Annotated in this window: 19 protein-coding genes and 2 tRNA genes; 14 read left to right on the plus strand and 7 right to left on the minus strand. The window is 52.6% G+C overall.

Going from position 1 to position 23,121, the window contains the following annotated elements; translation table 11 throughout:
- Positions 1 to 6: 6 nt before the first annotated feature.
- Genes MKZ79_RS01670 through MKZ79_RS01685 form a run of 4 tightly spaced genes read right to left on the minus strand, consistent with a single transcriptional unit; the run spans position 7 to position 4,719 of the window.
- Complete coding sequence (locus MKZ79_RS01670; RefSeq protein ID WP_336139603.1) at positions 7 to 2,244, minus strand: beta-ketoacyl [acyl carrier protein] synthase domain-containing protein; 2,238 nt, start codon at positions 2,242 to 2,244, stop codon at positions 7 to 9.
- Entirely contained in the window at positions 2,222 to 3,394 is a 1,173-nt protein-coding gene (locus MKZ79_RS01675) for an acyl-CoA dehydrogenase family protein (protein WP_336139605.1), read from the minus strand. The genes MKZ79_RS01670 and MKZ79_RS01675 overlap by 23 nt, the downstream gene beginning before the upstream one ends.
- Before the next feature lie 22 nt (positions 3,395 to 3,416).
- A complete protein-coding gene (locus MKZ79_RS01680; RefSeq protein ID WP_336139607.1) occupies positions 3,417 to 3,659 on the minus strand; it encodes a phosphopantetheine-binding protein in 243 nt (80 codons plus the stop codon).
- 19 nt (positions 3,660 to 3,678) lie between these two features.
- The gene (locus MKZ79_RS01685) at positions 3,679 to 4,719 is read right to left on the minus strand and encodes a hypothetical protein (protein ID WP_336139609.1); all 1,041 of its coding nucleotides are present in this window, start codon (positions 4,717 to 4,719) and stop codon (positions 3,679 to 3,681) included.
- A gap of 571 nt (positions 4,720 to 5,290) precedes the next feature.
- Between MKZ79_RS01685 and MKZ79_RS01690 the strand changes: the two genes are divergently transcribed.
- The 6 genes from MKZ79_RS01690 (at position 5,291) to MKZ79_RS01715 (ending at position 11,200) form a co-directional block, all read left to right on the plus strand.
- Entirely contained in the window at positions 5,291 to 6,814 is a 1,524-nt protein-coding gene (locus MKZ79_RS01690; RefSeq protein WP_336139611.1) for an amino acid adenylation domain-containing protein, read from the plus strand.
- Complete coding sequence (locus tag MKZ79_RS01695) at positions 6,811 to 7,770, plus strand: hypothetical protein (protein WP_336139615.1); 960 nt, start codon at positions 6,811 to 6,813, stop codon at positions 7,768 to 7,770. Before MKZ79_RS01690 ends, MKZ79_RS01695 begins: the two co-directional genes overlap by 4 nt.
- Positions 7,760 to 7,984, plus strand: coding sequence for an acyl carrier protein (locus tag MKZ79_RS01700; protein WP_336139619.1), 225 nt, complete (start codon positions 7,760 to 7,762; stop codon positions 7,982 to 7,984). The genes MKZ79_RS01695 and MKZ79_RS01700 overlap by 11 nt, the downstream gene beginning before the upstream one ends.
- A 51-nt stretch (positions 7,985 to 8,035) precedes the next feature.
- On the plus strand, positions 8,036 to 8,632 hold the full coding sequence (locus tag MKZ79_RS01705; RefSeq protein WP_336139621.1) for a hypothetical protein: 597 nt from the start codon (positions 8,036 to 8,038) through the stop codon (positions 8,630 to 8,632).
- Between the two features lie 40 nt (positions 8,633 to 8,672).
- Complete coding sequence (locus MKZ79_RS01710) at positions 8,673 to 9,872, plus strand: sugar efflux transporter (protein WP_336139623.1); 1,200 nt, start codon at positions 8,673 to 8,675, stop codon at positions 9,870 to 9,872.
- Between the two features lie 86 nt (positions 9,873 to 9,958).
- Complete coding sequence (locus tag MKZ79_RS01715; protein ID WP_336139625.1) at positions 9,959 to 11,200, plus strand: ATP-grasp domain-containing protein; 1,242 nt, start codon at positions 9,959 to 9,961, stop codon at positions 11,198 to 11,200.
- Between the two features lie 109 nt (positions 11,201 to 11,309).
- Here the strand turns inward: MKZ79_RS01715 and xylE are convergent, their stop codons facing one another.
- Entirely contained in the window at positions 11,310 to 12,800 is a 1,491-nt protein-coding gene (gene xylE, locus MKZ79_RS01720) for a D-xylose transporter XylE (protein WP_336139627.1), read from the minus strand.
- Positions 12,801 to 12,828: 28 nt separating this feature from the next.
- Here xylE and MKZ79_RS01725 point away from each other — a divergent pair, with 28 nt between their 5' ends.
- The 4 genes from MKZ79_RS01725 to MKZ79_RS01740 all read left to right on the plus strand — a co-directional run bounded on the left by MKZ79_RS01725 (position 12,829) and on the right by MKZ79_RS01740 (position 17,295).
- Positions 12,829 to 13,035 carry a hypothetical protein gene (locus MKZ79_RS01725; protein ID WP_336139629.1) on the plus strand — a complete coding sequence of 69 codons (207 nt, stop codon included), beginning with the start codon at positions 12,829 to 12,831 and terminating at the stop codon, positions 13,033 to 13,035.
- Positions 13,036 to 13,153: 118 nt separating this feature from the next.
- On the plus strand, positions 13,154 to 14,473 hold the full coding sequence (gene xylA / locus MKZ79_RS01730; protein ID WP_336139631.1) for a xylose isomerase: 1,320 nt from the start codon (positions 13,154 to 13,156) through the stop codon (positions 14,471 to 14,473).
- A 30-nt stretch (positions 14,474 to 14,503) separates the two neighbouring features.
- Positions 14,504 to 15,955, plus strand: a complete 1,452-nt coding sequence (gene xylB / locus MKZ79_RS01735) for a xylulokinase (protein ID WP_336139633.1) — start codon at positions 14,504 to 14,506, stop codon at positions 15,953 to 15,955.
- A gap of 143 nt (positions 15,956 to 16,098) precedes the next feature.
- Positions 16,099 to 17,295, plus strand: coding sequence for a XylR family transcriptional regulator (locus MKZ79_RS01740; protein ID WP_336139636.1), 1,197 nt, complete (start codon positions 16,099 to 16,101; stop codon positions 17,293 to 17,295).
- Positions 17,296 to 17,428: 133 nt separating this feature from the next.
- Here the strand turns inward: MKZ79_RS01740 and MKZ79_RS01745 are convergent.
- Positions 17,429 to 17,504: transfer RNA gene (locus MKZ79_RS01745), tRNA-Asn, on the minus strand.
- Positions 17,505 to 17,838: 334 nt separating this feature from the next.
- Positions 17,839 to 17,914: transfer RNA gene (locus tag MKZ79_RS01750), tRNA-Asn, on the minus strand.
- A gap of 505 nt (positions 17,915 to 18,419) precedes the next feature.
- On the opposite strand from MKZ79_RS01750, the gene MKZ79_RS01755 reads away from it, so the two are divergent.
- The 4 genes from MKZ79_RS01755 (at position 18,420) to nac (ending at position 23,105) form a co-directional block, all read left to right on the plus strand.
- The gene (locus MKZ79_RS01755; RefSeq protein ID WP_336139638.1) at positions 18,420 to 19,337 is read left to right on the plus strand and encodes a sugar ABC transporter substrate-binding protein; all 918 of its coding nucleotides are present in this window, start codon (positions 18,420 to 18,422) and stop codon (positions 19,335 to 19,337) included.
- A gap of 13 nt (positions 19,338 to 19,350) precedes the next feature.
- Complete coding sequence (locus tag MKZ79_RS01760) at positions 19,351 to 20,835, plus strand: sugar ABC transporter ATP-binding protein (RefSeq protein WP_336139640.1); 1,485 nt, start codon at positions 19,351 to 19,353, stop codon at positions 20,833 to 20,835.
- Positions 20,836 to 20,846: 11 nt separating this feature from the next.
- Positions 20,847 to 21,866 carry an ABC transporter permease gene (locus tag MKZ79_RS01765; protein WP_336139643.1) on the plus strand — a complete coding sequence of 340 codons (1,020 nt, stop codon included), beginning with the start codon at positions 20,847 to 20,849 and terminating at the stop codon, positions 21,864 to 21,866.
- Between the two features lie 321 nt (positions 21,867 to 22,187).
- Complete coding sequence (gene nac / locus MKZ79_RS01770; RefSeq protein ID WP_336139645.1) at positions 22,188 to 23,105, plus strand: nitrogen assimilation transcriptional regulator NAC; 918 nt, start codon at positions 22,188 to 22,190, stop codon at positions 23,103 to 23,105.
- Positions 23,106 to 23,121: the final 16 nt, after the last annotated feature.

The following is a 23,121-nucleotide window of genomic DNA, read 5'->3' on the forward strand; positions in this document are numbered from 1 at the left end:
AACCTTTTAATCAGAGAAATACATCGGAACAGATAATCCGCTGTTTTTTATCATAGGGTTGGGCAATAACTTTCTACCAATCCAGGATCGGATAAGCAGAACGTCAGGATATTTTTCCGTGTTCAGCATTTTGGGGTCGCAGCTTATCGCGCTGGCGCAAAATACGACTGTTCCCGGCTCCTTACCGCTAAATATATCGATCGGAACGGATTTTCCAGCGGCAACCGTTTCAGCCAGCGCGAAAACAATTTTATTAACGATAATCTCTTTTTCACTGAACCAGGCGGCGAACTGCCGTTCCTGAAACAGAGCGGCGTTTAATAATTTTCTGATGATGCCCAGAGAGGAGGGAATCATTTTTGGCTGCAACGACCACTTATCGTACAGGTCGCTATAGGCCATAGCGTAAGCCAGACGTTCATTGATACCGTTTGGCTCGCACGGGATATATTTTTTCCATTTCGCGACCAGGAGTTTGAAGGTGAACTGATAGCGTTCTAACTCTTTGGCCTGGGTAAGCCATTCGGGGCTTAATGCAGCCAGAGTGATTGGCAGAGACGCCAGTTCCTGGACAAAGGCGACGGGCAGCTTTGCCATCGCGCCCTGAGCGTCAAGCTGTAAGCTGCCGACGGGTAATAATGATAATAAATCCGCGCTGCTCAGCGCGTGATGCGCTGTCGCCGCAACCACAACTACCGGGCAAAGCAACAGGTTTAAGAAGTGCGGGCTGTCGTTAAGGTCGGTTTCACTTAGCAAGGGCATGGACGTCAGGGGCCGTAAACGTTCCGTTTTGCGTTCACCTACCCAAATAGCGCTCCGGCAGAAGCTGTCTTGCTGTGGGTCAGGCCGCCATTGCTTTCCGGCCAGCCAGGCCGTCAGGTTATGTTGCGAGCTGCTGTTACTTTCACAAAGATAAAAACCTGGCGGTAGCGGCTCTGCGACTGTAGTTGGCCGCGATGAAGCACGCCACTCGCCTAAAATAATATGGCCGTTTGCACCGCCGGAGCCGAAAGAGCTGATGCCGGCAATCCGTCGAGGCGTTGATGCCCATTCCTGTCGCTGCCGGGGAATTTGCAGCTGAGCCAGCCTCTCGGCGACCAGAGGATTTAGCGTCTTTATCCAGTGGTTTCCGGGAATAGCGTTAAAGCGAAACATTAACAGCGTCTTGACGATCGCTGCCAGCCCAGCCGCAGCTTCCGTATGGCCAATAACCCCCTTGACGCTGCCCACGTGGCAGGAATGATGGCCATAAACATGCGCCAGCGCTTCAATTTCCAGCGGGTCGCCTAACGAAGTGCCGGTGCCGTGCGCTTCAAGATAAGACACGGCCTGCGCCGGAAGGTTGGCATCGGCGAGCGCCAGTTGGAGTAGTTCGATTTGTGCCGCTACGCTGGGCGCCGTGGGCGACACGGCCCGATTGCCGTTATGATTTCCGGCCATTCCTTCAATCACGGCGTGAATGGGATGATGCTCCTTCAGCGCCTGCTCAAGCGTTGTTACGCAAAGGGCGGCAATACAATCGCCGGGTACATAGCCATCCGCCGTAATATCAAACGGCGTACAGCTTCCGCTGCGTGAAAGCATGCCCGCTTTGGCAAAGGCATAATACTTTAATGGATGCAGATTCAGGTTGGCGGCGGCGACAATCGCATAATCTGCGCTGTTTTTCACCAGCTGAGCACGCGCGTCTGAAAGCGCCATAAAGGAAGCACTGCAGGCGGTATTAATCGCTTTACTCTCGCCGGTAAAACCGAAATGTTGGCTGATACGGTTGGCTAACAGCGCCTGATAATTACCAAAAACAGTACCGGGTCCAACGGGCAAGTTGCTCTGGAGCTGGCTGTGCATATTTTCACTATCCATGCACCCCACAGAAACCGAAACCCGCTTTTCTGCCAGCGCGCTGGCGGTTAAACCGGCATGGGCCAGCGCCTGCCCGGTTACGTGTAATAACAGCAGCTGTTGCGGATCGACCGTAGCGTGTTCTGTCGCAGGGAACTCAGGCCAGACTGCCTGTTTGGCCGCGGGAAGATCGATAGCCGCCATCCATTTCGCACTGCTTTTATTAGGGGCAAACCGATCTTCACTGTAAAAATCCGCTATCGGCCAGCGATCCTGCGGAATTTCAGTGAAGGCATCTCTTTCCGCGCAGAGGAGATCCCAGAGCGCTTCTGGTGAATCGGCCTGGGGAAAAAGACCGGCGTAGCCAATAATAGCGAGTTTACCGGTGACGTTTACGCTCATTATCCACCTCAAGCCAGCTTCTGGCGACGTTAACGTAGCTTTGTGGGCTGATCATCATATGTTGTCGGCCCGTTTGGATATCTCTGAGCACCCGCTCAAGCGGATTACGCCGCGCAATCGCCGCAGTCCCCATCTGGCGGTAGGCAATTTCAGCGATTTCAGCGCAAACCTCATTGGCAAAGGTGGCCGCTAAACGGATCTCATTTTGCGTCTGGGAAAGGATGCCGGCTGTCTGTTCTACTTCCAGCTGAGCCTGGGCGGTGGCCGAGGTTAAAAAAGCCTGGGCGGCCCTCAGTCTGGCGGAGGATCTTGCCAGATCCAGTAAAAAAGTTTCTTTTCGCGCTAGCGGCTGGCTTTCATTCGCGCGTAGCGTTTTTCGCGCCAGCATCAGCATTTCATCAATCACCCGCTGTGCCATGCCTAAAGCCCAGCTGCCATGTGAAACCGCAGAGATTTCCGTGATGCCGATACGGTGCAGAGCGCCGCCGCGTAAGGCTTCCGGGTCTTCAAAGCGATAGCAAAAAGCGGAGGGAATAAACAGATTTTCGCAGCCGTAGCTAATGCTGCCGGTGCCGCGTAGTCCGGTGGTATCCCAGCTGCCTGAAAGCGTCAGCGACCGACGAGGAATAACGGCAATCATTATTTCCGGTCTGCCATCCAGATCCTTAATTATTTCGCTGCCGTCAACCTGGATAAAACCAGCAACTGCCCAGTCAGCATGATGGATACCGCTGCCGAAAGACCACTTGCCCGTCAGCGTATAGCCGCCTTCAGTTAACATGCCGCGGCCGTTGGGCTGGTACTGGCCAGCGATCACAGGTGAGGGCCCGTCGGCGAAGACCTGCTGCCAGGCAGAGGGCTGCAAATAGAGCGCGCAATGGGTCGTGGCCAGCACATAGGCGATAGATAACCAGCCGAACGATCCGTCAAGGGTAGCGCAAGCTTTCCACAGATCGATCAGTTCCGCGGCATCGGTACAGTTTCCGCCTGCCGGTTGCGGACAGAGATGCTGCCAGAGACCGCAGCGGCTGGCGATAGCTATGGCTTCGGCAGGCATCTGTCCTGCCGTCTCGGCTTCATCAGCCAGGGTACGCAGCGTAGCCTGATGAGAAAGCATACGCTCTTTGATTTGTTGGCCTGTATAATTCACTGCATTTTCCCGGTGCGGAGAGTTATTTGACCAGTACGGTCTGAATGACAGAGTTGATATTTTTAACCGACTCGAAGCTCTGCGCGTTTAATGCCGTATGGGGAAAACGAATAGCGAAATTTTCTTCCAGTGCAATCATTAACGTGACCGCCTGCAGTGAGGTCATACCAAGATCGTAAAGATTATCTTCGTTCTGCAGAGAAGTTGTGCCGAGGAGTTCAGACAGGTTTTCAGTAGCAATGGTTTTTATACGTTCGGTATACATAATTTTTCCTTTTTACCCATTAATAAAGTGATTCTCGTAATGTTTCCAGCCGCCGCACGCAGCCTCTCTCGTTTTCCACTATGTCTTCAATCAGCGTCAGGTTACGTTGCAAAATAGCGGGTTTCCCTTGGTTGACCGAATAGAGATGAAAGACCTCGAACGAACGCCACAGGTCGCCTGTCTTTTTATACATTTCAATCAGATCGACGAAGCAGGACGGCTGTGCTTTCGCGGCCGGATGTCCGCCATCCAGCAATGACTGTAAAAAGCGAGCATTGGCATAACGTTCACCAAAGCAGCGTTCAGCCCAGGGAATAATGAACGCGCGATCGTAATTCAGAAGTTCAGGATAGCGTTGCTGAAACTTGTCGAGAGCCGCCAGACCGGCATCGCCACCGCTGGAATGAAAATGCGATAATATTCTTTCTAAATCGGCTTTAATATCAATCTCAGTCAACGCAACGACAGGGGGAACTTTAGTCAGGTGAAACAGATGGCAGCTTCCTTTTGAACGGATAAAATAGTCTGCGCTTTTTTTCAACTCTGTTTCTTCAACATAAGACTGACCTTGTTTACGCTCCAGTAGTCCAAATTTTCCCGTATGTTCTGCGTAGCCATTAACAATACAGACGCTTAAAGAGTGCCTGAGTCCAAAATTGACGCTCCCTGGCAAATAATAAGGGTCGAAAATGCAAATAGCATGATCTCTGTTATCGTGAAGTCGCTGTATCAGGCCTGCCGGGTCGAAAACCATTTCTAAAGAAACGGCGACGCCGCATCTTTCTCTTATCCTGTTAACCACGCGGTCAGTCATCATTTCAAGACTGTCGCTACATTCCCATGCCGTATCTATTCCAAAGTGAGAATGGGTCGAGGTGAATACATCACTTTCGCTATTTTTAAGATAAAACTCATGCTCAAAATGGGAAAGGGAAAAATTATCAGCCAGCTGATTATGCTGGGCATAGCATTCAAGGGTAGCCATAAAACAATTAATATTTTCTGTTGAAGGCATAGCGGCGTAGTGAATAAAGCCACCAGCCTGCACGGATTGATTCATTGTCTTGTTCTCGGGTTTATCCGTTGCTGATTTTGGCAAAAAAAATATCAAATGTGGAAATCATTGTCCAGATGGTTAAATAAAATAATTTAATGTTTACAGTGGCATTTTTGTATGTTAGAAAAAAAATAAACCGCACGAAAGCGGCGGGTTAAGTAAAGGGCATATCTAAAAAAACATTAAAATCAAAGATATGCCTGATATGGCTTATTATTTCTCTTTGCGAATTAATAAACCGTAACAAAATAAATATTAGTTTTTCTTTATATTATGTATGGTGGTTATTTATAAGGGTAAAAAATTACTTATGGTTCAAGCCTGCGACAGGCGGTGAAGAGCCGTGTGGCAGTAAATTATGCTTCCGGAAAGGGATTTAATAAGAGAAGCGCAGCTAAGGAAAATCCTAAAAGGAATTTTGCTGAACACCCAATACTTGCAAAACTGTTGTGATTTTTTTTCTAAATTCGCTGCTTTGAGATTTCTCCTGGTTCTGCCGGGCAGGTAATTTAAAAAACAATGCCACTCAGAAGATGAGTGCATAACATCTTGTTAAATGAATTAAGGATGTAACGTGAACGACGAGTTGATCCCTGTATTAAGCATGATGGAGCATGCGAAAAATCGGCCTGATAATATTGCGCTGGTTGATGAAAATAGTGAATTAACATGGATTCAGCTGCATAACACAGTAGTAAATGTGGCAAAGAAGATTGTTCCCGTGCTGAATGTCAGTAAAGAAAAACGCGTAGCGGTTTTCTTTGATGGTTCAGCAGAAATGGTGATCGCGATCCTGGCGGTACAGCTGGCAGGCGGCGCTTATATTCCGCTTGAGCCTAAAATCCCCGATGTACGCATTGATGCAATCTTTGAGGCTTCATCACCGGCCCTGATGCTGACGGACACTAAAAATCGTCAGGCTTGCGAGCCTGTCGCTGCCCGGCTGGCTGTTCCACTGGCGGTGATCGATGTACACGCTTCTCAATCCGTCACAGAATTGCCGGGGTTCAGTTCCACCGGGGACGAGTTGCCGTTACTAACGCCGCAGATGCCCGCGGTGGTTTTCTTTACCTCTGGCTCTACCGGCAAGCCTAAAGGCGTGGAGCTTAGCCATATTGGCTACCAGCGCTGGTTTGAAGGCGTGCAGGAGCTGATGGCGGTTAAGCAGAACGACCGTGTGGCTTTAACCACTAATCACAGTTTTGATCTCTCACTGGGGGAGATTGTGCTTAGCCTGGTATCCGGAGCCGCGCTTTATGTCCCTTCGCAAACGGTGGTACGCGACCCTTTTTCGCTGCTGCCCTGGCTGGACAGGCACAGCATCACCATCTGGCAGTCTGTGCCCTCATTAATGCGGCAGATTTTGCACTTCTTTCCGCAAAGCGATGCGTTACGTTCGCTGCAAATTATGATGTTTTGTGGTGAACCGCTCGAAATCTCCCTGGTGGCTAAATTTCGGGAGACGTTTACTCATACCTCAGCACAGCCACTTAATCTTTATGGCCCTGTAGAAGCTTCGGTTCAGGTTTCCTGGTGCTGGGCTTATGAATATCTACACAGCGACTTAACCGTAGTACCGCTCGGCAAGCCGCTAAAACATGCGCATATTCAGCTGGTTGATTCTGGCGAAGGCAGCCAGGAAATCCAGGTCAGCGGGGAACATCTTGCTCTGCGTTATCTTGACAAAGAGAAAACGCGGCAGGCCTTTATTGACCAGGATCCCTTACGGCCGCGCTATTACCGTACGGGAGACATCGGCGCTTTAAACGATAACGGTGATATCGAATATCGCGGACGCATTGACGACCAGGTCAAGATCAACGGCTACCGTATTGAGCTTAGCGAGATAGAAAAGAATATTACGGAGCGTTTTGCGGCAAGCGATGCCTGCGTCATCCCGGTTTTAAACGAGGATCGCTATGAGCTGGCAGCTTTTGTGGTTGCCGAAAACCATGACAGCAAGGCCTTACGTCGAACGCTGGCGGAAACGCTGCCGGTTTATATGCTGCCTCGACGCGTCTTTTTTCTGGATGCCCTGCCTCTGACGAGCAACGGCAAGCGAGATAAAGTCAGGCTGAAAACGGATTATCTGTCATGAAAATGGGGGCAATAGGGTATGAACTCGGTGAATTTCCCGTTGCGCTGGAAGACAACGTGTATCTGGCTAACGAGCGCAAAAGCCAGCTTTTTCTGAGAACCATGGGGTTTGGACACTACCATCGTACCGAGCGTACGCTTGGCACCTTATCGGAATGCGCCATCAAGAAAAGCTTCGCTAAGGCGGGCATTACCGCCGCTGAGGTAGATATCGTCATTTATGCTTCCAGCACCTTTGGCGACCGGCACGGCGATATCATTGATAAAGATGTAGCGAGCTGTTTGATTAACTGTGGGCTGGAGAATGTCTATCCCATTGGCGTTTATCTTTCCCAGTGCAATAACTTTTTTGCGGCGCTGGATATTACCGCTCAATACCTTAAAGGAGAAGAGGGTAAAACCGCGCTGCTGATTTTTGCCGACAGGGTGCTGGACGAAACCACGCGTTTCAAAAATCTGGCTATCAACAGCGATGCGGCCGTAGCCTGCCTGGTATCGAGCCATGCCGATAGTGAACTGGAATTCGATGTTAAAGGCATCAGTAAACGAACCCGGCTGACGACCGGCGATATGATTGACCCGGTCAGTAACGCGATGAATCGCGAGATACATAAAAATTACCTCGAAGGCATCCGTCACGTTTTTGATGACGCTCTGACTCAGGGACAGCTAAAGCCCGAGAGCCTGCAACAAATTATTTGCCACAATTTCAGTTATAGCGCCCTGCGGCAGATCGCCAGCGCAATTGGCCTGGACGATAATCTGTTTTACAAAAATAACATACCGGCATTCGGTCACGCCTATACCTGTGACAGCTTGATCAATCTTGATAGTTATTACTATGAAAACAACGCCGCTGTAGATCATCAGAAGCATATTGCTGTTATTGGGACAGGATTATATTTCTGGGGAATGGTGGTTTTAAAACCGAAAGAAAGGAAAAAGCATGATCGCTAAAGAGACATTACTGGACATCTGGAAAGATAACGCTCAGCTAAAAGAGATCGATCCGGACAGAACGCTGTTTGACCTGGGGATGGATTCGATAAAAGTCATCGACATCTCGGAATCCATTTTCAAATTAAGCGGCATCCGCCTCGAGTGGGAGGAGTTCAACATTACTTCTTCGCTTAACGAGGTCTATGACCTGCTGAAGGTCAAGGCGGCGTAACGTTATAATAAGGGCGACGATTATCGCCCTTCCTATTTGAATCAGGGTGTTATGAGTAATCACATTGTAAGACTGGCCGTTGAGCATCCTCATGCAGGCTTAGTGGCTATTGAAAAGCAGGGCAGTACATTACGGCTTAGCTATAAAGATAGAGAGCAATTTATTGAGTGGAACGTGCCTGAACCCCTCATCGCTGTCGGCAGCGAAGAAGGGGAACTCTGTTTTACCTTTAGCCTGGCGAACGACGCGCGCTTAAAGAAAAAACTTTATTTTAACGATGGCGCTTTTAGTTTTCGCATTCCGGATGGAATCAGCTATTTTCTGACCTGTGAAATATCCACCTTTCCTTTCTCTTTTTTCCAGGCAAGGGAAGGATCGTGCATTACCTTTATCCATCCTGCAGCAAGTGTTAATCTACAGGTCAATATAGATAAAACCGTTTGTGAAGATGCCGCGACGAAGAAATATTTTACTGACTATACACTTATCAGTGGTAACTTACGGAAATCTTGTCGATTGTACGCCGGGGACGATATCACTATTGGTGAATACTGGCTTTGCCAAAGTCCGAAAGCAACATCCTGGCCAGTATTTTTGATCAATAATCACGCTATGGATAAACAGCAGGTAGCCCGTTTGTGTCCATAGCAGTTTAAAATCTAAGTAAGTGGTGTGGAAGCGTGATGGTATGAAATTCTTTTTAAAAGGTACAGCGGGCAGATTGTTTGTCATCAATGGACTCACCGCTCTCTCTTATGCATTCATATTACCTGTAATGAGTACTTTTTTAGTCGAGGGGCTAAAGGCACAGCCAACTTTTATTACGCTTTACAGTATTGGCTTTGCCACTTCGGGGATCGTTTTCAACCAGTGGATGGGTAAAATGGTGGATGAGGGCCACAGTAATAAAAAGCTTTTTATCTGTTCACTTATTGCTATCTTTTTGTCTGCTCTGGCTTTTTTATTGTGTAACAACGCCTGGCAAGCCCTGCTAACGGGTATTTTTCTTATGGGGCCGGGCAATGCTTCTGTACCGCTGCTGCTTTCTATGATCCGGCACTACTCCGTTAAAGCCGGTGAAAATGCCACGCGTCTTAACAGCCAGATGCGGGCGGGGGTATCGCTGGTATGGATTGCTGGCCCGGCGCTGGCCTTTATTATGGCCGATGCCTTCGGCTTTCGTTTTAATTTTATCGCTTCAGCTTTGTTGGCGGGCTGCGTCATTATTTATTCTGTCTTTATGCTGGATCCTGCACAGGTGCAACCCGTTAAGTCTGCTGTAAAAGAGGCTGGCCGTCGCGACATACCGGCAGTCGTCTGGTTATTAGGGGGCGTGATCGTTTTATCTAACCTGGCAAACCACCTTTATATTACGGCAATGCCTCTTTATATCCTGCAAGAAATAAAATTACCCGGTTATTTTCCTGGCCTGTTGCTGGGAATGACGGCGCTGCTGGAGATCCCGGTGATGCTTATCGCATCAGGATTATCCGAGCGCTACGGCAAATTTAAAGTCATGCTGGCCGGTTTTTGCTTTGGCCTGGTGTATTACTCGCTTCTTCAGTTTGCAGACTCCATGGTCACGCTACTGCTGCTGCAGTGTTTTAATGCTTTATTTTACGGCGTTTTTGTCGGGTTGGGCGTGACAATAATTCAGGAAGCGCTGCCGGATAAAAGAGGGTTCTCTTCCGCCTTTTATTCCAACGCAATGCGTGTAGGTATGATGATCGGCACTTCACTTGCCGGTATCCTGGCGCAGTTATATAGCTTTAAAGTTGCGCTGTTGGCGCCTGTCGCCTCCATTTCTTTGGCCGCGCTACTAATACTGTGGGTAGCATTATCTTCTGCCTCACAAAAGGTAGATGTTGCCCGCTCAAATGATATCTGAATCGAGAATATGCCTGTATGCGCCGCCTGTTACCGTGCAAACGGGCGGCGCCTTATTAACTGAATTTGTAATTTAATGAGGAAAAAATGGAAAGGAAAACGTTAGTGCTGGTAGCCTGTGGTAAAGAATTATACAGGAAGTATTTGCTGGAACAGATAGCTTTTGAATACCACGTCTGGCTTGTTTCCACGGAGGATACCACCTGGCAAAAACCGTTAATTCAGGGAGCGATAAAGATTAGCGATTACGGTTTCGAAGAGATCGTGGCAGCGGTAGATAATATCAAAAGAGATTTCTCTGTTCACGGCGTGATATGCTGGGACGAAAGGTTTATCATGGTCACCGCCGACGTTGCCGGGCATTACGGCCTGCCTTCTGCAGGTAAAGAGGGGATCAGAGGATGCCGTGATAAAGCCCTTTCCCGACAGCGACTATCCGGAGCGGGCCTGCTACAGCCAAAAAGCCAGCTATGCCGTACGTTGGCAGAAGCACAGGCTTTTGCCGCCGCTATCCGCTTCCCGCTGGTGGTAAAACCACGCGGCATGGGGGGCAGTATCGGCGTTGCGCTGGTAAAAAATCCGCAGGAGCTAATTTTACGTTTTAATGAGGCTGATGCTATCAGTTATCAGGGGGCGGCGGATTTTCAGAACGGCGCGGTGCTTGAAGAGTACATTGACGGCCCGGAGATTAGCGTTGACGGCAAGATAATCGATGGGGACTACCAGCCCATGTTTGTTGCAAGAAAGCGCATCGGTCTTGAACCGCATTTTGAGGAACTTGGGCATACGCTTAGCTATAACGATCCTCTGCTGAACGATCAAAATTTACTTTCCGTGCTGGCCGCCGCGCACAAAGCGATTGAATTTAAAAATGGCGTAACGCATACCGAGTTGAAAATAACGCCGAAGGGCTTCCTGATTATCGAGATCAACGGGCGTCTGGGCGGCGATCTTATTCCATGGCTTGCCACACTGGCGATGGGAATAGCGCCTGGGTTGATTGCGGGCAGGATTGCCTGCGGCGATCCCGTAGACGTCGTCGTGCCGAAAAAAAATCTCAATGCGGCGATTAGCTTTAAATATCCTGCATTTGATATGACGGTGGATCGGGTCACGCTGCCAGAGCCGGACATTACCCGGGATGCGCAAACCTATTGCGTACAGCTGGCTCAGCCCGGCGACAAGCTGGCGCTGCCGCCGTCCGGATACGTTGCCCGGGCGGCTTATGCATTGACTGTTTTTAACGATAGCGCAGAGGGTGACAGGCTGTGCCAAAAGCTGCTGGAGGCGGTGACGGTGACCGGCTCGCCGCTTACCGACCTCGTATGAACCTGGCCGGCTCCTGCCGGCAGGCTGGCTAAATTGGTTTTTCACCGACGCCTGGCCGGTGAAAAACCGCCGACAGAACCTTAAGCGCTGCCCTGTTCCTGACCTTCCGTCAGTCAGCCAGTTTCTCGTTCAGCCCCCCGGCTGCGGGTTTTTTCCATTGGGATTCCAGCTCTTCCAGCGACTTGCCTTTGGTTTCCGGCACAAATTTCCACATAAACGCCGCCGCCAGCAGCCCCATCACGCCATACAGCCAGTAGGCGAAGCCATTATTGAAATGCGCGTTGAGCACACTGTTTTTATCCATCATCGGGAAAGTCCAGGAAACCAGGTAGTTCGCTACCCACTGCGCCGCCACGGCCAGCGACATCGCCTTGCTGCGAATGCGGTTAGGGAAAATTTCCGCCAGCAGCACCCAACATACCGGCCCCCAGGAGATAGCGAATGACGCCACGTAAAACAGCATCGCGCCCAGCGCCACCACGCCTGACATTTTGCTATAGAAAGCGGTTCCCAGGGTAAACATGCCAATCGCCATGCCCAGCGCGCCAATAATTTGCAGCGGCTTACGGCCAAAATTATCCACGGTCAGAATAGCGATGGTAGTAAAAATCAAATTAATGACGCCCACAATAATCGTTTGCAGCAGTGCGACATCCGTACTGGAGCCGACAGAGCGGAACACTTCCGGCGCATAATATAAAACCACGTTAATGCCGACAAACTGCTGAAATACGGAAAGCATAATACCGATAACAATAACGCCGGCGCCAAAAGAAAAGAGCGGAGCGCTGCGGCGGGTACTGCTGTTAACCGAGTGAACAATATTCTGTAGCTCCGTCTGGCTTTGCACTTTACCAAAAAGCTTTTCCAGAATAGCGGCCGCTTTATCATTCATACCCTTGGCCGCCAGCCAGCGTGGACTTTCCGGCACGGCAAAAAGCAGAATAAAAAACAGTAACGAGGGAATAGCGCCGGAAAGGAACATCATTCGCCAACCCAGGGTATCCAGCCAGGCCGCATTGCCCGACAGCGCAATAGCGTAATTCACGCAGTAAACTAATAGCTGGCCTAAAATAATGGCGAATTGATTACAGGCGACCATGCGGCCACGAATTTTTGCTGGCGTAATTTCAGCGATATACATAGGGGAAACCATAGAGGCCAGTCCCACGCCAATGCCGCCGACGATGCGGTAGAGGACAAACTCGCTGAGATAGCCCGAAAGATAATAAGGCACGCCGTTATCCTCACTAATGGCGCGATGGCCCATTTCAGGAAAGGCTGAGCCCAGGGCCGATAAAAAGAAGAGCACCGCCGCGACCAGCAGCGTTTTCTTCCTGCCGAAGCGGGCGCTTAGCGGGCCGCCCAGCACGCCGCCGATAATACAGCCGATCAGCGCGCTGGCGACGCAAAAGCCCAGCAGGGAATTGGCGGCCGATTCGCTTAATCCTCTGGGGGAAATAAAAACGTGATCCAGGGAGGAAACGGTGCCGGAGATCACCGCCGTATCATAACCGAATAATAACCCGCCTAATGTCGCCACCAGCGTGACGGAAATTATATAGCGATTGTTGGCTTTCATCTCGGATGCTATTGCCATAACAAACCTCTTGGGTATGAAAAATAGGGTGATTTATATTTACGCTGCTGATGATGTTCAGGATGCTGCGCTTATTTATTTCGTGAAGCGCATTAGTGAGAAAGAACATAATCTTTCAGGCTTGCCAAAGAAATTACAATTTTTTGTAAGTGACAGCGCTATTTTGCTTTTTATGAGAGGGATCACAGCTTCCCTTTTTTATCTGCCGCTTCTGCTGCCGCAACTTTGTGACTGAAGTCATGGTTGGGATATTCAGGTTCTGCTTTGTGAAATTTTATAATTGAGCGTCGCGCCTTCTTTTTTCATAGTGATGCGGACTTCGCTAATTACAGAAAATATCGAGGATAAAGAACATGGCCGACTATTTCGATCGCATTACCAAAATTGCCTACGAAGGCAGCGACAGCCAGAACGATCTGGCCTTTCATTTTTATAATCCCGATGAAATTATTCTTGGTAAAAAAATGAAGGATCACCTGCGATTCGCCGCCTGCTACTGGCATACTTTCTGCTGGGCCGGCACCGATATGTTCGGCACGGGCGCCTTTGAGCGTCCCTGGTTTAAAGGCGGCGACGAGCTGGAGCAGGCGAAAGCGAAAGCGGCCATCGCCTTTGAGTTTTTCGACAAGCTGAACGTGCCCTTTTACTGTTTTCACGATGCGGACGTGGCGCCTCAGGGAAATTCCGTCAAAGAGTATCTGCATAACTTTGCGGTCATGACCGATATCCTGGCTGAAAAACAGCAGCAGACCGGCGTGAAATTGCTGTGGGGCACGGCGAACTGTTTCACCCATCCACGCTATGGCGCGGGCGCGGCCACCAGCCCGGATCCGGAAATCTTTGCCTGGGCCGCGCTGCAGGTTAATACCGCGATGGCCGCCACGCAAAAGTTGGGCGGCGAAAATTATGTGCTGTGGGGCGGGCGTGAAGGCTACGAAACGCTGCTGAATACCGATCTCAAACAGGAGCGGGCGCAGATTGGCCGCTTTATGCAGATGGTGGTGGAGCACAAGCACCGCATCGGGTTTACCGGTACGCTGCTGATTGAGCCCAAGCCGCAGGAGCCGACCAAGCACCAGTATGACTACGATGTGGCGACCGTGTATGGCTTCCTGAAGGAGTTCGGGCTGGAAAACGAGATCAAAGTCAACGTGGAAGCTAACCATGCGACGCTGGCGGGCCATTCGTTCCAGCATGAAATCGCCACGGCGGCCGCGCTGAACATTTTTGGCTCCGTAGATGCCAATCGCGGGGATTTGCAGTTGGGCTGGGATACCGATCAGTTCCCGAACAGCGTGGAGGAAAATGCCCTGATTATGTATGAAATCCTTAAAGCGGGCGGCTTTACCACGGGCGGGCTGAACTTTGATGCGAAAGTTCGCCGTCAGAGCAGCGATCCTTACGACCTCTTTTACGGCCACATCGGCGGGATGGATGTGATGGCGCAGGGCCTGCGCGTCGCCGCTCGCCTGCTGGAAGAAGGACGGCTTGAGCAGGCCCGGGAAGCGCGCTATGCGGGCTGGAAAGGGAAACTGGGGCAGGAGATCCTCGCCGGGAAGCTCTCTTTGCAGGAGCTGGCAAGCTATACGGAAAAATCAGCGCTCTTCCCGGAACATCGCAGCGGCCATCAGGAGCGGCTGGAAAATCTGGTGAACCAGGCGCTCTATCGCTAGTTTTTCGCCTTACGCCGGAGGAAGCGACGCATGTATATAGGAATCGATCTGGGCACGTCCGGCGTGAAAGCCGTATTGCTGGACGAAAACAACCGGGTAGTAGCCAGCCACACGGAGAAGCTAACCGTCTCGCGACCGCATCCTCTGTGGTCGGAGCAGGATCCGCAGGCGTGGTGGCAGGCGACCGATCGGGTCATGCTGGCGCTGGGCGCGCAGCATAGTCTGAAAGAGGTTCGCGCCATCGGTCTGACCGGACAAATGCACGGCGCCGTGCTGTTAGGGCGGCAGCAGGAGGTGCTGCGGCCCGCTATTTTATGGAACGACGGCCGTAGCGCGCACGCCTGTCAGCAGCTGGAAGCCCGCGTGCCGGACGCGAGAAAGATAACGGGCAATCTGATCATGCCGGGCTTCACCGCGCCGAAGCTGCTGTGGGTACAGGAGCATGAACCCGCTATCTGGCGGCAGATAGCGCGCGTGCTGCTGCCAAAGGACTATCTGCGCTGGCGGCTGACCGGCGATTTCGCCAGCGATATGTCCGATGCGGCGGGAACCATGTGGCTGGATGTCGGCAAGCGCGCCTGGAGCGATAAGCTGCTGGCTGCCTGCGGCCTGACGCGCGACCAGATGCCGACGCTTTTTGAAGGCAACGAGGTAACGGGTGAGATAACCGCCGAGCTGAGCCAGCGCTGGTCGCTGCCCGCGAAGGTGCCGGTGGTCGCGGGTGGGGGAGACAACGCCGCCGGGGCGATTGGCGCCGGCATCTGGCGGCCGGGCCAGGCGATGCTGTCGTTGGGCACGTCCGGCGTCTGCTTCGCGGTCAGCGAGCGTTTCCTCAGCAATCCCGAGCAGGCGGTACACAGCTTCTGCCACGCTTTGCCCGACACCTGGCACCTGATGTCGGTGATGCTCAGCGCCGCTTCCTGTCTGGACTGGGCGGCGCGGCTGACCGGGCAACCTTCCGTGGCGGCGTTGCTGGCGCTGGCGGAGCAGGCGAAACCGGGAGAAAAATCACCCTGTTTTCTGCCCTATCTTTCCGGCGAGCGCACGCCGCATAATAATCCTGATGCAACCGGCGTGTTCTGGGGATTCACCCATCAGCATGGCCCGGAAGATCTGGCGATGGCGGTGCTGGAGGGCGTCAGCCTGGGCCTGGCGGAAGGAATGGCCGCGTTGCGCGCTACGGGCGTTATGCCTGCTGCGGTGACGCTGATTGGCGGCGGGGCGCGCAGCCCGTTCTGGCGGCAGCTGCTGGCGGATATCTCCGGCGTAACCATGGAATACCGTACCGGCGGCGATGTCGGCCCGGCGCTGGGCGCCGCCAGGCTTGCCCGCATGAGTTGCTATCCGGGCGTTTCACCGGCGGAGCTGCTGCCTACGCTGCCGCTGGAGTCCCGCTATACGGCGCGAGCCGACCGCCACGACTTCTATCGTCAGCGGCAGGCGCTGTTCAGCGCGCTTTATCGCCAGACAGCCTCGCTGTAAGGCGTTTTCAGCGGCTTCTTCCGCCCGTCGGGAAGAGGCCGCAGCGCTTTTTTTTGATCAACCCGGCACGGCTGGCGGCTACGCTTGTCTTTACAAAAAAACTCTGCATATTGAAGCGGTCGCTTTAGTTTCAGGGTCAGGATATGAAGAAAAATGAAACGCCCGCCAGACACGCCAGAATCTCGCTGCTGTTTAATGCCAACAAGGCGTATGACCGACAGATCATTGAAGGAATAGGCGAATATTTTTACGCCTCGCAGTGCGACTGGGATATCTATATAGAAGAAGATTTCAGCGTCCATCATCTGAACGAGAATATCCTTTCCGGCAGCGGCATCATCGCGGACTTTGACGACAGCCTGCTGGCCGCGCAGCTAAGCCAAATCGCCATACCGGTTGTCGGCGTTGGCGGCTCCTACAGTAATCGCGAAGAATATCCCAACGTCAGCTATGTGGCCACGGACAACGAGGCGCTGGTGGCCGCAGCGCTACAGCATCTTACAGAGAAAGGGATTGAGCGCTTCGCGTTTTTCGGCCTGCCCGCCGAAGCGGGGAAACGCTGGGCGCAGGAGAGGGCGTCGGCGTTCCGAAGGCTAACCAGCGAGATGGCCTTTCCCGCCATGCTTTATGAAGGCATGGTCACAGACAGCAACAGCTGGGAAACGGCCCAGCAAAAGCTGGCCGAATGGCTGCATTCGCTGCCCGCCCATACCGGCATTGTCGCCGTCACCGATGCCCGCGCCAGGCACATTTTGCAAACCTGTGAACATATCGGCATTGCGGTGCCGGAAAGCCTGTGCGTTATTGGAATTGATAATGAGGAGCTGACCCGCTATCTGTCGCGGATTTCACTCTCTTCCGTGGTGCAGGGCACGCGCCGAATGGGGTTCGAAGCGGCCAGACTGCTGGATAATATGCTTTCAGGCCGCCGTGTGCGTACCGAGCCGGTGATTGTCGCGCCTGAAAGCGTGATTGGCCGGCAGTCTACCGATTACCGCTCGATCATCGACGCTATGGTGGTCAAAGCGATGGGCTTTATCCGTAAGAATGCCTGTCGTGGCGCGACCGTTGAGCAGGTTCTTGAGTCAGTTGGCACTTCTCGCTCCAATCTGGATAAGAAGTTTATGTGCGAACTGGGAACAACTATCCACAAGGTGATTCAGGACGAGAAATTTGCCAGAGCGAAAGAGCTGCTGGAAACCACTTCGCTGCCGGTAGCGGAGATTAGTCGTCTTTGCGGCTACAGCACGCCGCAATATTTTTGTACCGTTTCCCGACAAAACCTGGCCATGACGCCGATAAAATATCGCAGCAGTCGTAAAGGTGTGACGAGCGCGTAGGGCCGTTTCAGCGTGGCCGCTTGTTACGTCTCGGAGTAACCGGAAAATTGGCGAAGGATAGTGAGGCAGGTACGCGCCCCGAGCGTAAAAGCAAAAAGCCCGCTCGGGTTTTCCCGAGCGGGCTTCTCTAATCTGGCTCCTCTGACTGGACTCGAACCAGTGACATACGGATTAACAGTCCGCCGTTCTACCGACTGAACTACAGAGGAATCGTTTGAACGGGGCGCATAATAACGAGGCCGCTGCGGCCTGTCAAAGGCGTAATACGATTTTTGGCGCGAGTGCCTGAAAGTTAAGCGGAAAGGCTAAAAAAAGCAGTGAATGGCAGGATCAACCTTTGAGGGCAGGACAATCGAAGCGCGGAAAACCGAAAGACAGCAGGCTTATCGATAGTTACAACATACTTTTAACTTATTGCTTCAGGCGACGGATGCAGCCGCGAGGATAACAAGCATCAGGAAGACAAAATCTTGCTGCCGACCGCAAGGATGGCGATCGCAAGAAAGCAAAAAGCCCGCTTATATAAGCAGGCTTCTCTGAATTTGGCTCCTCTGACTGGACTCGAACCAGTGACATACGGATTAACAGTCCGCCGTTCTACCGACTGAACTACAGAGGAATCGGTTGATGGAGCGCATAGTAACGGCGTCGCCCGGATGTGTCAAAGGGGGAATGCAACTTTTCCGCGCGTTCGGCCGCAAAATCAGCAATTCGCTCTGTTTCTCGCCCGTTCGGGCAAAATCTAATCTCTTGCGCCAGATCCCACTTTATCGCGAATAGCTCGCTGATGTTAGAGGTATGTCAAAATTCTGTTATTTGGCGTTTTTAAAACACGCATTTCGGTGCTTTTATAGTAAAAGTTTCAAAAATGTTAATTATGAAATAATTGCATCACTCAGGCTGCAGGCCTGCGCCGCCACGGCACAGGCGTAAAACGGATGCAAAGTAACGATATGATAAACAGTGATAAAAAAATAAGGAGTCACTGACCGAAGCGTATCTGAAACAGAGCTTTATCTTTCACGAATTTAACTCCGATCGCCGGTGAAGTTGTGTGAATGTAAAAAATATCTTTCATTCGAGGTCCAGCCAGCCGCACAAGCTACTCATACAAGGGCTTTATCATGAAAAAATTTGTTGCAGGGTTACTGTTGCTTTCTTTACTGCCTGCCGCCGCGCTGGCGAAAGATTTACAGATCGGCGTTTCTATGGCGCTGTTCGATGACAACTTTCTCACTATCGTCCGTAACTCCATTCAGAAAGAGCTGAAAAAAGAGAACGTCAATGGCCAGGTCGAAGACGCGAAAAATGACGTCTCTCAGCAGTTGCAGCAGGTGCAGAACTTTATCGGGCAGGGCGTCGACGCCATTATCGTCAACCCGGTCGATACCAACGCGGTGAAGCCGATTATGGATCAGGCCAGCAAAGCGGGCGTGCCGCTGATCTTTATTAACCGCCGTCCGGCCGCCGAACTGACCGGCAAAATGGCCTACGTAGGTTCGAACTCACAGCTGGCGGGACGTCTACAGATGGAAGCGCTGGCTAAGCAGATGAACTACAAAGGTAACGTCGCCATTCTGCTGGGCGATCTCGCTAACGAATCCACGCGCGAGCGGACCAAAGGCGTGAAAGAGATCGTCGCCAAATACCCTGGCCTGAAAATCGTTCAGGAACAAACCGCGAAGTTTATGCGTAACGACGCCGTAGACGTAGTCAGCAACTGGCTTACCGCGGGCGATGATATCCAGGCTATCGCGTCCAACAATGATGAGATGGCTATCGGCGCGCTGCAGGCGCTGGGTAAAAACGACAATCACGTGCTGGTGGCGGGCGTCGATGGCACGCCGGATGCGCTGCAGATGATCAAAAACGGCAAAATGGTCGCCACGGTCTTCCAGGACGCGAAAGGTCAGGGTGAAGGCGCGGTACAGGCGGCGGTGAAGCTGGCGAAAGGCGAAAGCGTGGAGAAAAACGTCGACATTCCTTTCCAGCTGATCACCAAAGAGAACATGGCAAAATTCACCAGCCTGAACCAGAAATAGACCGGGGTGCACCATGACCGCATATGCGCTTGAGGCTGAAGGCATCAGTAAGTTTTTTCCGGGCGTAAAGGCACTGAGCAACGTCTCTTTACGGGTCAGGCCAGGCAGCGTCCACGCGCTGATGGGGGAAAACGGCGCAGGCAAGTCCACGCTGATGAAATGCCTGATAGGCATCTATCGTCCGGACGAGGGGCAAATCCGCGTCAAAGGCGAACCGGTGGCCTTTCAGGACACCATGGACGCGTTGCACTCCGGTATCTCCATGATTCATCAGGAGCTGAACCTGGTGCCTTATATGACGGTGGCGGAAAATATCTGGCTGGGCCGGGAGCCGATGAAGTATGGCTTTGTCGATCACGGCAGGCTTAACCGCCAGACTCGCGAGCTGCTGGGAAAATTAAAAATCCGCCTTGAGCCGGACGAGCTGGTAGGCGAGCTGAGCATCGCCTCGCAGCAGATGGTGGAGATAGCGAAAGCGGTTTCCTGGAACGCGGACGTGGTGATTATGGACGAGCCAACTTCGGCGCTGACCGAAACCGAAGTTTCGCACCTGTTCGCCATTATTCGCGACCTTCGGGAGCAGGGCAAAGCCATCATCTACATCAGCCACAAGATGGATGAAATCTTTGCCATCACCGATGAGATCAGCGTCTTTCGCGACGGCAGCTGGGTCGGCAGCAACGCGACGTCAGACTATACGCGGCAGTCGCTGATAACCCAGATGGTAGGTCGCGAACTGACCCAGCTTTTTCCTAAATTCAACAACGATATCGGCGAAGAGGTGCTGACGGTGCGTAATCTGCATCGTAAAGAGGTGTTCCACGATATCAATTTCGGCGTGCGCCGCGGCGAAATCTTAGGCGTAGCGGGACTGGTCGGCGCGGGGCGCAGCGAGGTGATGGAAAGCCTGTTCGGCATGACCAGCCTGGACGGCGGCGAGATCCTGATAGACGGCGTACCGGTAAAGATAGACTCGCCGTCGACGGCGATTGAAAAAGGGCTGGCGTTCCTTACGGAAGATCGCAAAAAGTCCGGGCTGTTTCTGGTGCTGTCGGTGATGGAGAACATGAGCATCGTCAATATGCCGGAGTACAGCAGCAAAGGCGGCTTCGTCAGCCATATGCAAATGGCGAAGGACTGCATGGAGCAGATCCGGCGGCTGAATATTAAAACCCCCACGATGGATCAAATCATCAATAACCTCAGCGGCGGCAACCAGCAGAAGGTGCTGATCGCCCGCTGGCTGCTGGCCCAGCCCAAAGTCCTGATTCTGGATGAACCGACGCGCGGTATCGACGTCGGCGCGAAAGCGGAAATTTATCGGCTGATCAGCGAACTGGCCAACCGCGGCGTCGCCATCATTATGGTCTCTTCCGAGCTGCCGGAAATTCTCGGCATGAGCGACCGCGTGATGGTAATGCACGGCGGCCGTATCACCGGCATCCTCAATAAAGAAGAGGCCGATCAGGAAACCATTTTGTCACTGGCGTCGGAATAGGGGCTGAAACCATGAGCGATGTAAAAATAAGTAGCCAACGGCCATCTTTACTCACCAGCCTGAAGGTGAAAATGCCGAAAGACACCGGGATCTTTATCGTAATGGTCGCCATCGCGCTGATTTTTGAAATAGCGGGCTGGTATGTGCGCGATCAGTCCTTTTTGCTGAATCCTAACCGGCTGGTGCTGATAGTTTTGCAAGTGGCGATTATCGGCATTATCGCGGTCGGCGTCACTCAGGTCATTATCACCACCGGTATCGATCTCTCCTCGGGATCGGTGATTGCTTTAACCGCCGTGGTGGCGGCCAGCCTGGCGCAAACGTCGGACAGCCTTTCTCCCATGTTTCCTTCGCTGGTGAATATGCCTGCCGTGGTGCCGATCGTGGCCGGCGTCGGCGTCGGTTTTCTGTGCGGCGTGGTAAACGGCGTGCTGATCACCAAAACCGGCATTCCGCCTTTTATCGCCACGCTGGGGATGATGGTTTCCGCTCGCGGGCTGGCTCAGTACTATACGCAGGGTAATCCGATCAGCTTTCTCTCCGACAGCTTCACCGCCGTGGGTCAGGGCGCGATGCCGGTGATTATTTTCCTGGTGGTGGCGGTCATCTTCCATATCGCGCTGAAACATACTCGCTACGGCAAGTACGTTTACGCCATCGGCGGCAATATGACCTCGGCGAAAGTTTCCGGTATTAACGTCAATAAATACCTGGTTATCGTCTACACCATCGCCGGCGGCCTCTCCGGTCTGGCGGGCGTGGTGCTGGCGGCGCGCGTCAGCAGCGGGCAATCCAGCATGGGGATGTCCTACGAGCTGGACGCCATCGCGGCGGCGGTTATCGGCGGCAGCAGCCTGATGGGCGGCGTCGGACGCATTACCGGCACGCTGATCGGCGCGGTTATCCTGGGCCTGATTAAAAGCGGCTTTACCTTTGTCGGTGTGGATGCCTACGTGCAGGACATCATTAAGGGCATTATTATCGTCAGTGCCGTATCGGTAGATATGTATCGCAACCGCAAAAAGCGCTAAACAGCGCCAGGCCGGTTCGCCGGCCTTTTCTCTTTTTTCCCGTTTGTCCGGCTGTGGAAACGCTAACATGCACAGCCTGACGGCATCTTTTGCACCGTTGAAGTGCACCCGCGTCGAACTCTTTTAGCATGAATAAACGGCGCTACTCCTTAAGGGGTAATCAGTTTCTCTTATTTTACCGACGCTTAGCCTGAAACAAATTCATCTCAATGCTGGCCGGAAGTTTCTGGCACGTCGCTTGCAGTTCTTCCTTCGCACCAGAGTGAAAATCAATTATTACCGCCAGCGAAAATGGCATTTGGGATCCGTGACGGAGGCAAAATGAACTTAAGACGACTGAAATATTTTGTGAAAATCGTCGATATCGGTAGTCTGACCCAGGCCGCAGAAGTGCTGCACATCGCCCAGCCCGCGCTTAGCCAGCAGGTAGCTACGCTTGAGAACGAGCTGGATCAGCAGCTGCTTATCCGCACCAAGCGCGGGGTGACGCCTACGGAAGCCGGTAAGATTTTATATGCCCATGCCCGTACCATTTTACGTCAGTGCGAACAGGCGCAGACGGCGGTCATCAACGCCGGACAGACGCTGACTGGCCAGGTTTCAATCGGCCTTGCGCCCGGCACTGCGGCTTCTTCGCTGACCATGCCTTTACTGCAAACCGTGCGCGAACAGTTTCCGGAGGTGCTGGTTTATCTGCATGAAAACAGCGGCGCCTCGTTAAATGAAAAAGTGATGGATGGCCAGCTGGATATGGCGGTGCTCTACGATCGCGCGCCCTCGGCCGGTATCACCAGCCTGCCGCTGATGAAAGAGGAGCTCTATCTGGTCGGCGCCACCGACTGTCCCGGACAGAACGTCGATTTAGCCGACGTAGCCGGTATGAGCCTGTTTCTGCCGCGCGATTACAGCGCCGTACGCAAGCGGGTTGATGAAGCCTTCTCGCTGCGCCGCCTGAGCGCCCGCATCATTGGCGAAATCGAATCGATCGCCACGCTGACCGCCGCCGTCGCCAGCGGGATGGGCGTAACCGTGCTGCCGGAGTCTGCCGCGCGTGCGCTGGTCAGCTCCACCAACGCCTGGATGGCGCGTATCAACAGCCCAACGCTGAACCTGCCGCTGTCGCTGAATATCTCGGCGCGTACGCCGCTCTCTCCATCTGCGCAGGCGGTGAAAAACATCCTGCTGTCGCTGCTGAATAAACCGGTTTCTGAAGACCGCGAACTGATGTTAGTAAGCTAATTCCTTCCACGGGCGC

Origin of the sequence: Erwinia sp. CGal63 (assembly GCF_037026505.1) — a bacterium.
Lineage (GTDB): Bacteria > Pseudomonadota > Gammaproteobacteria > Enterobacterales > Enterobacteriaceae > Erwinia.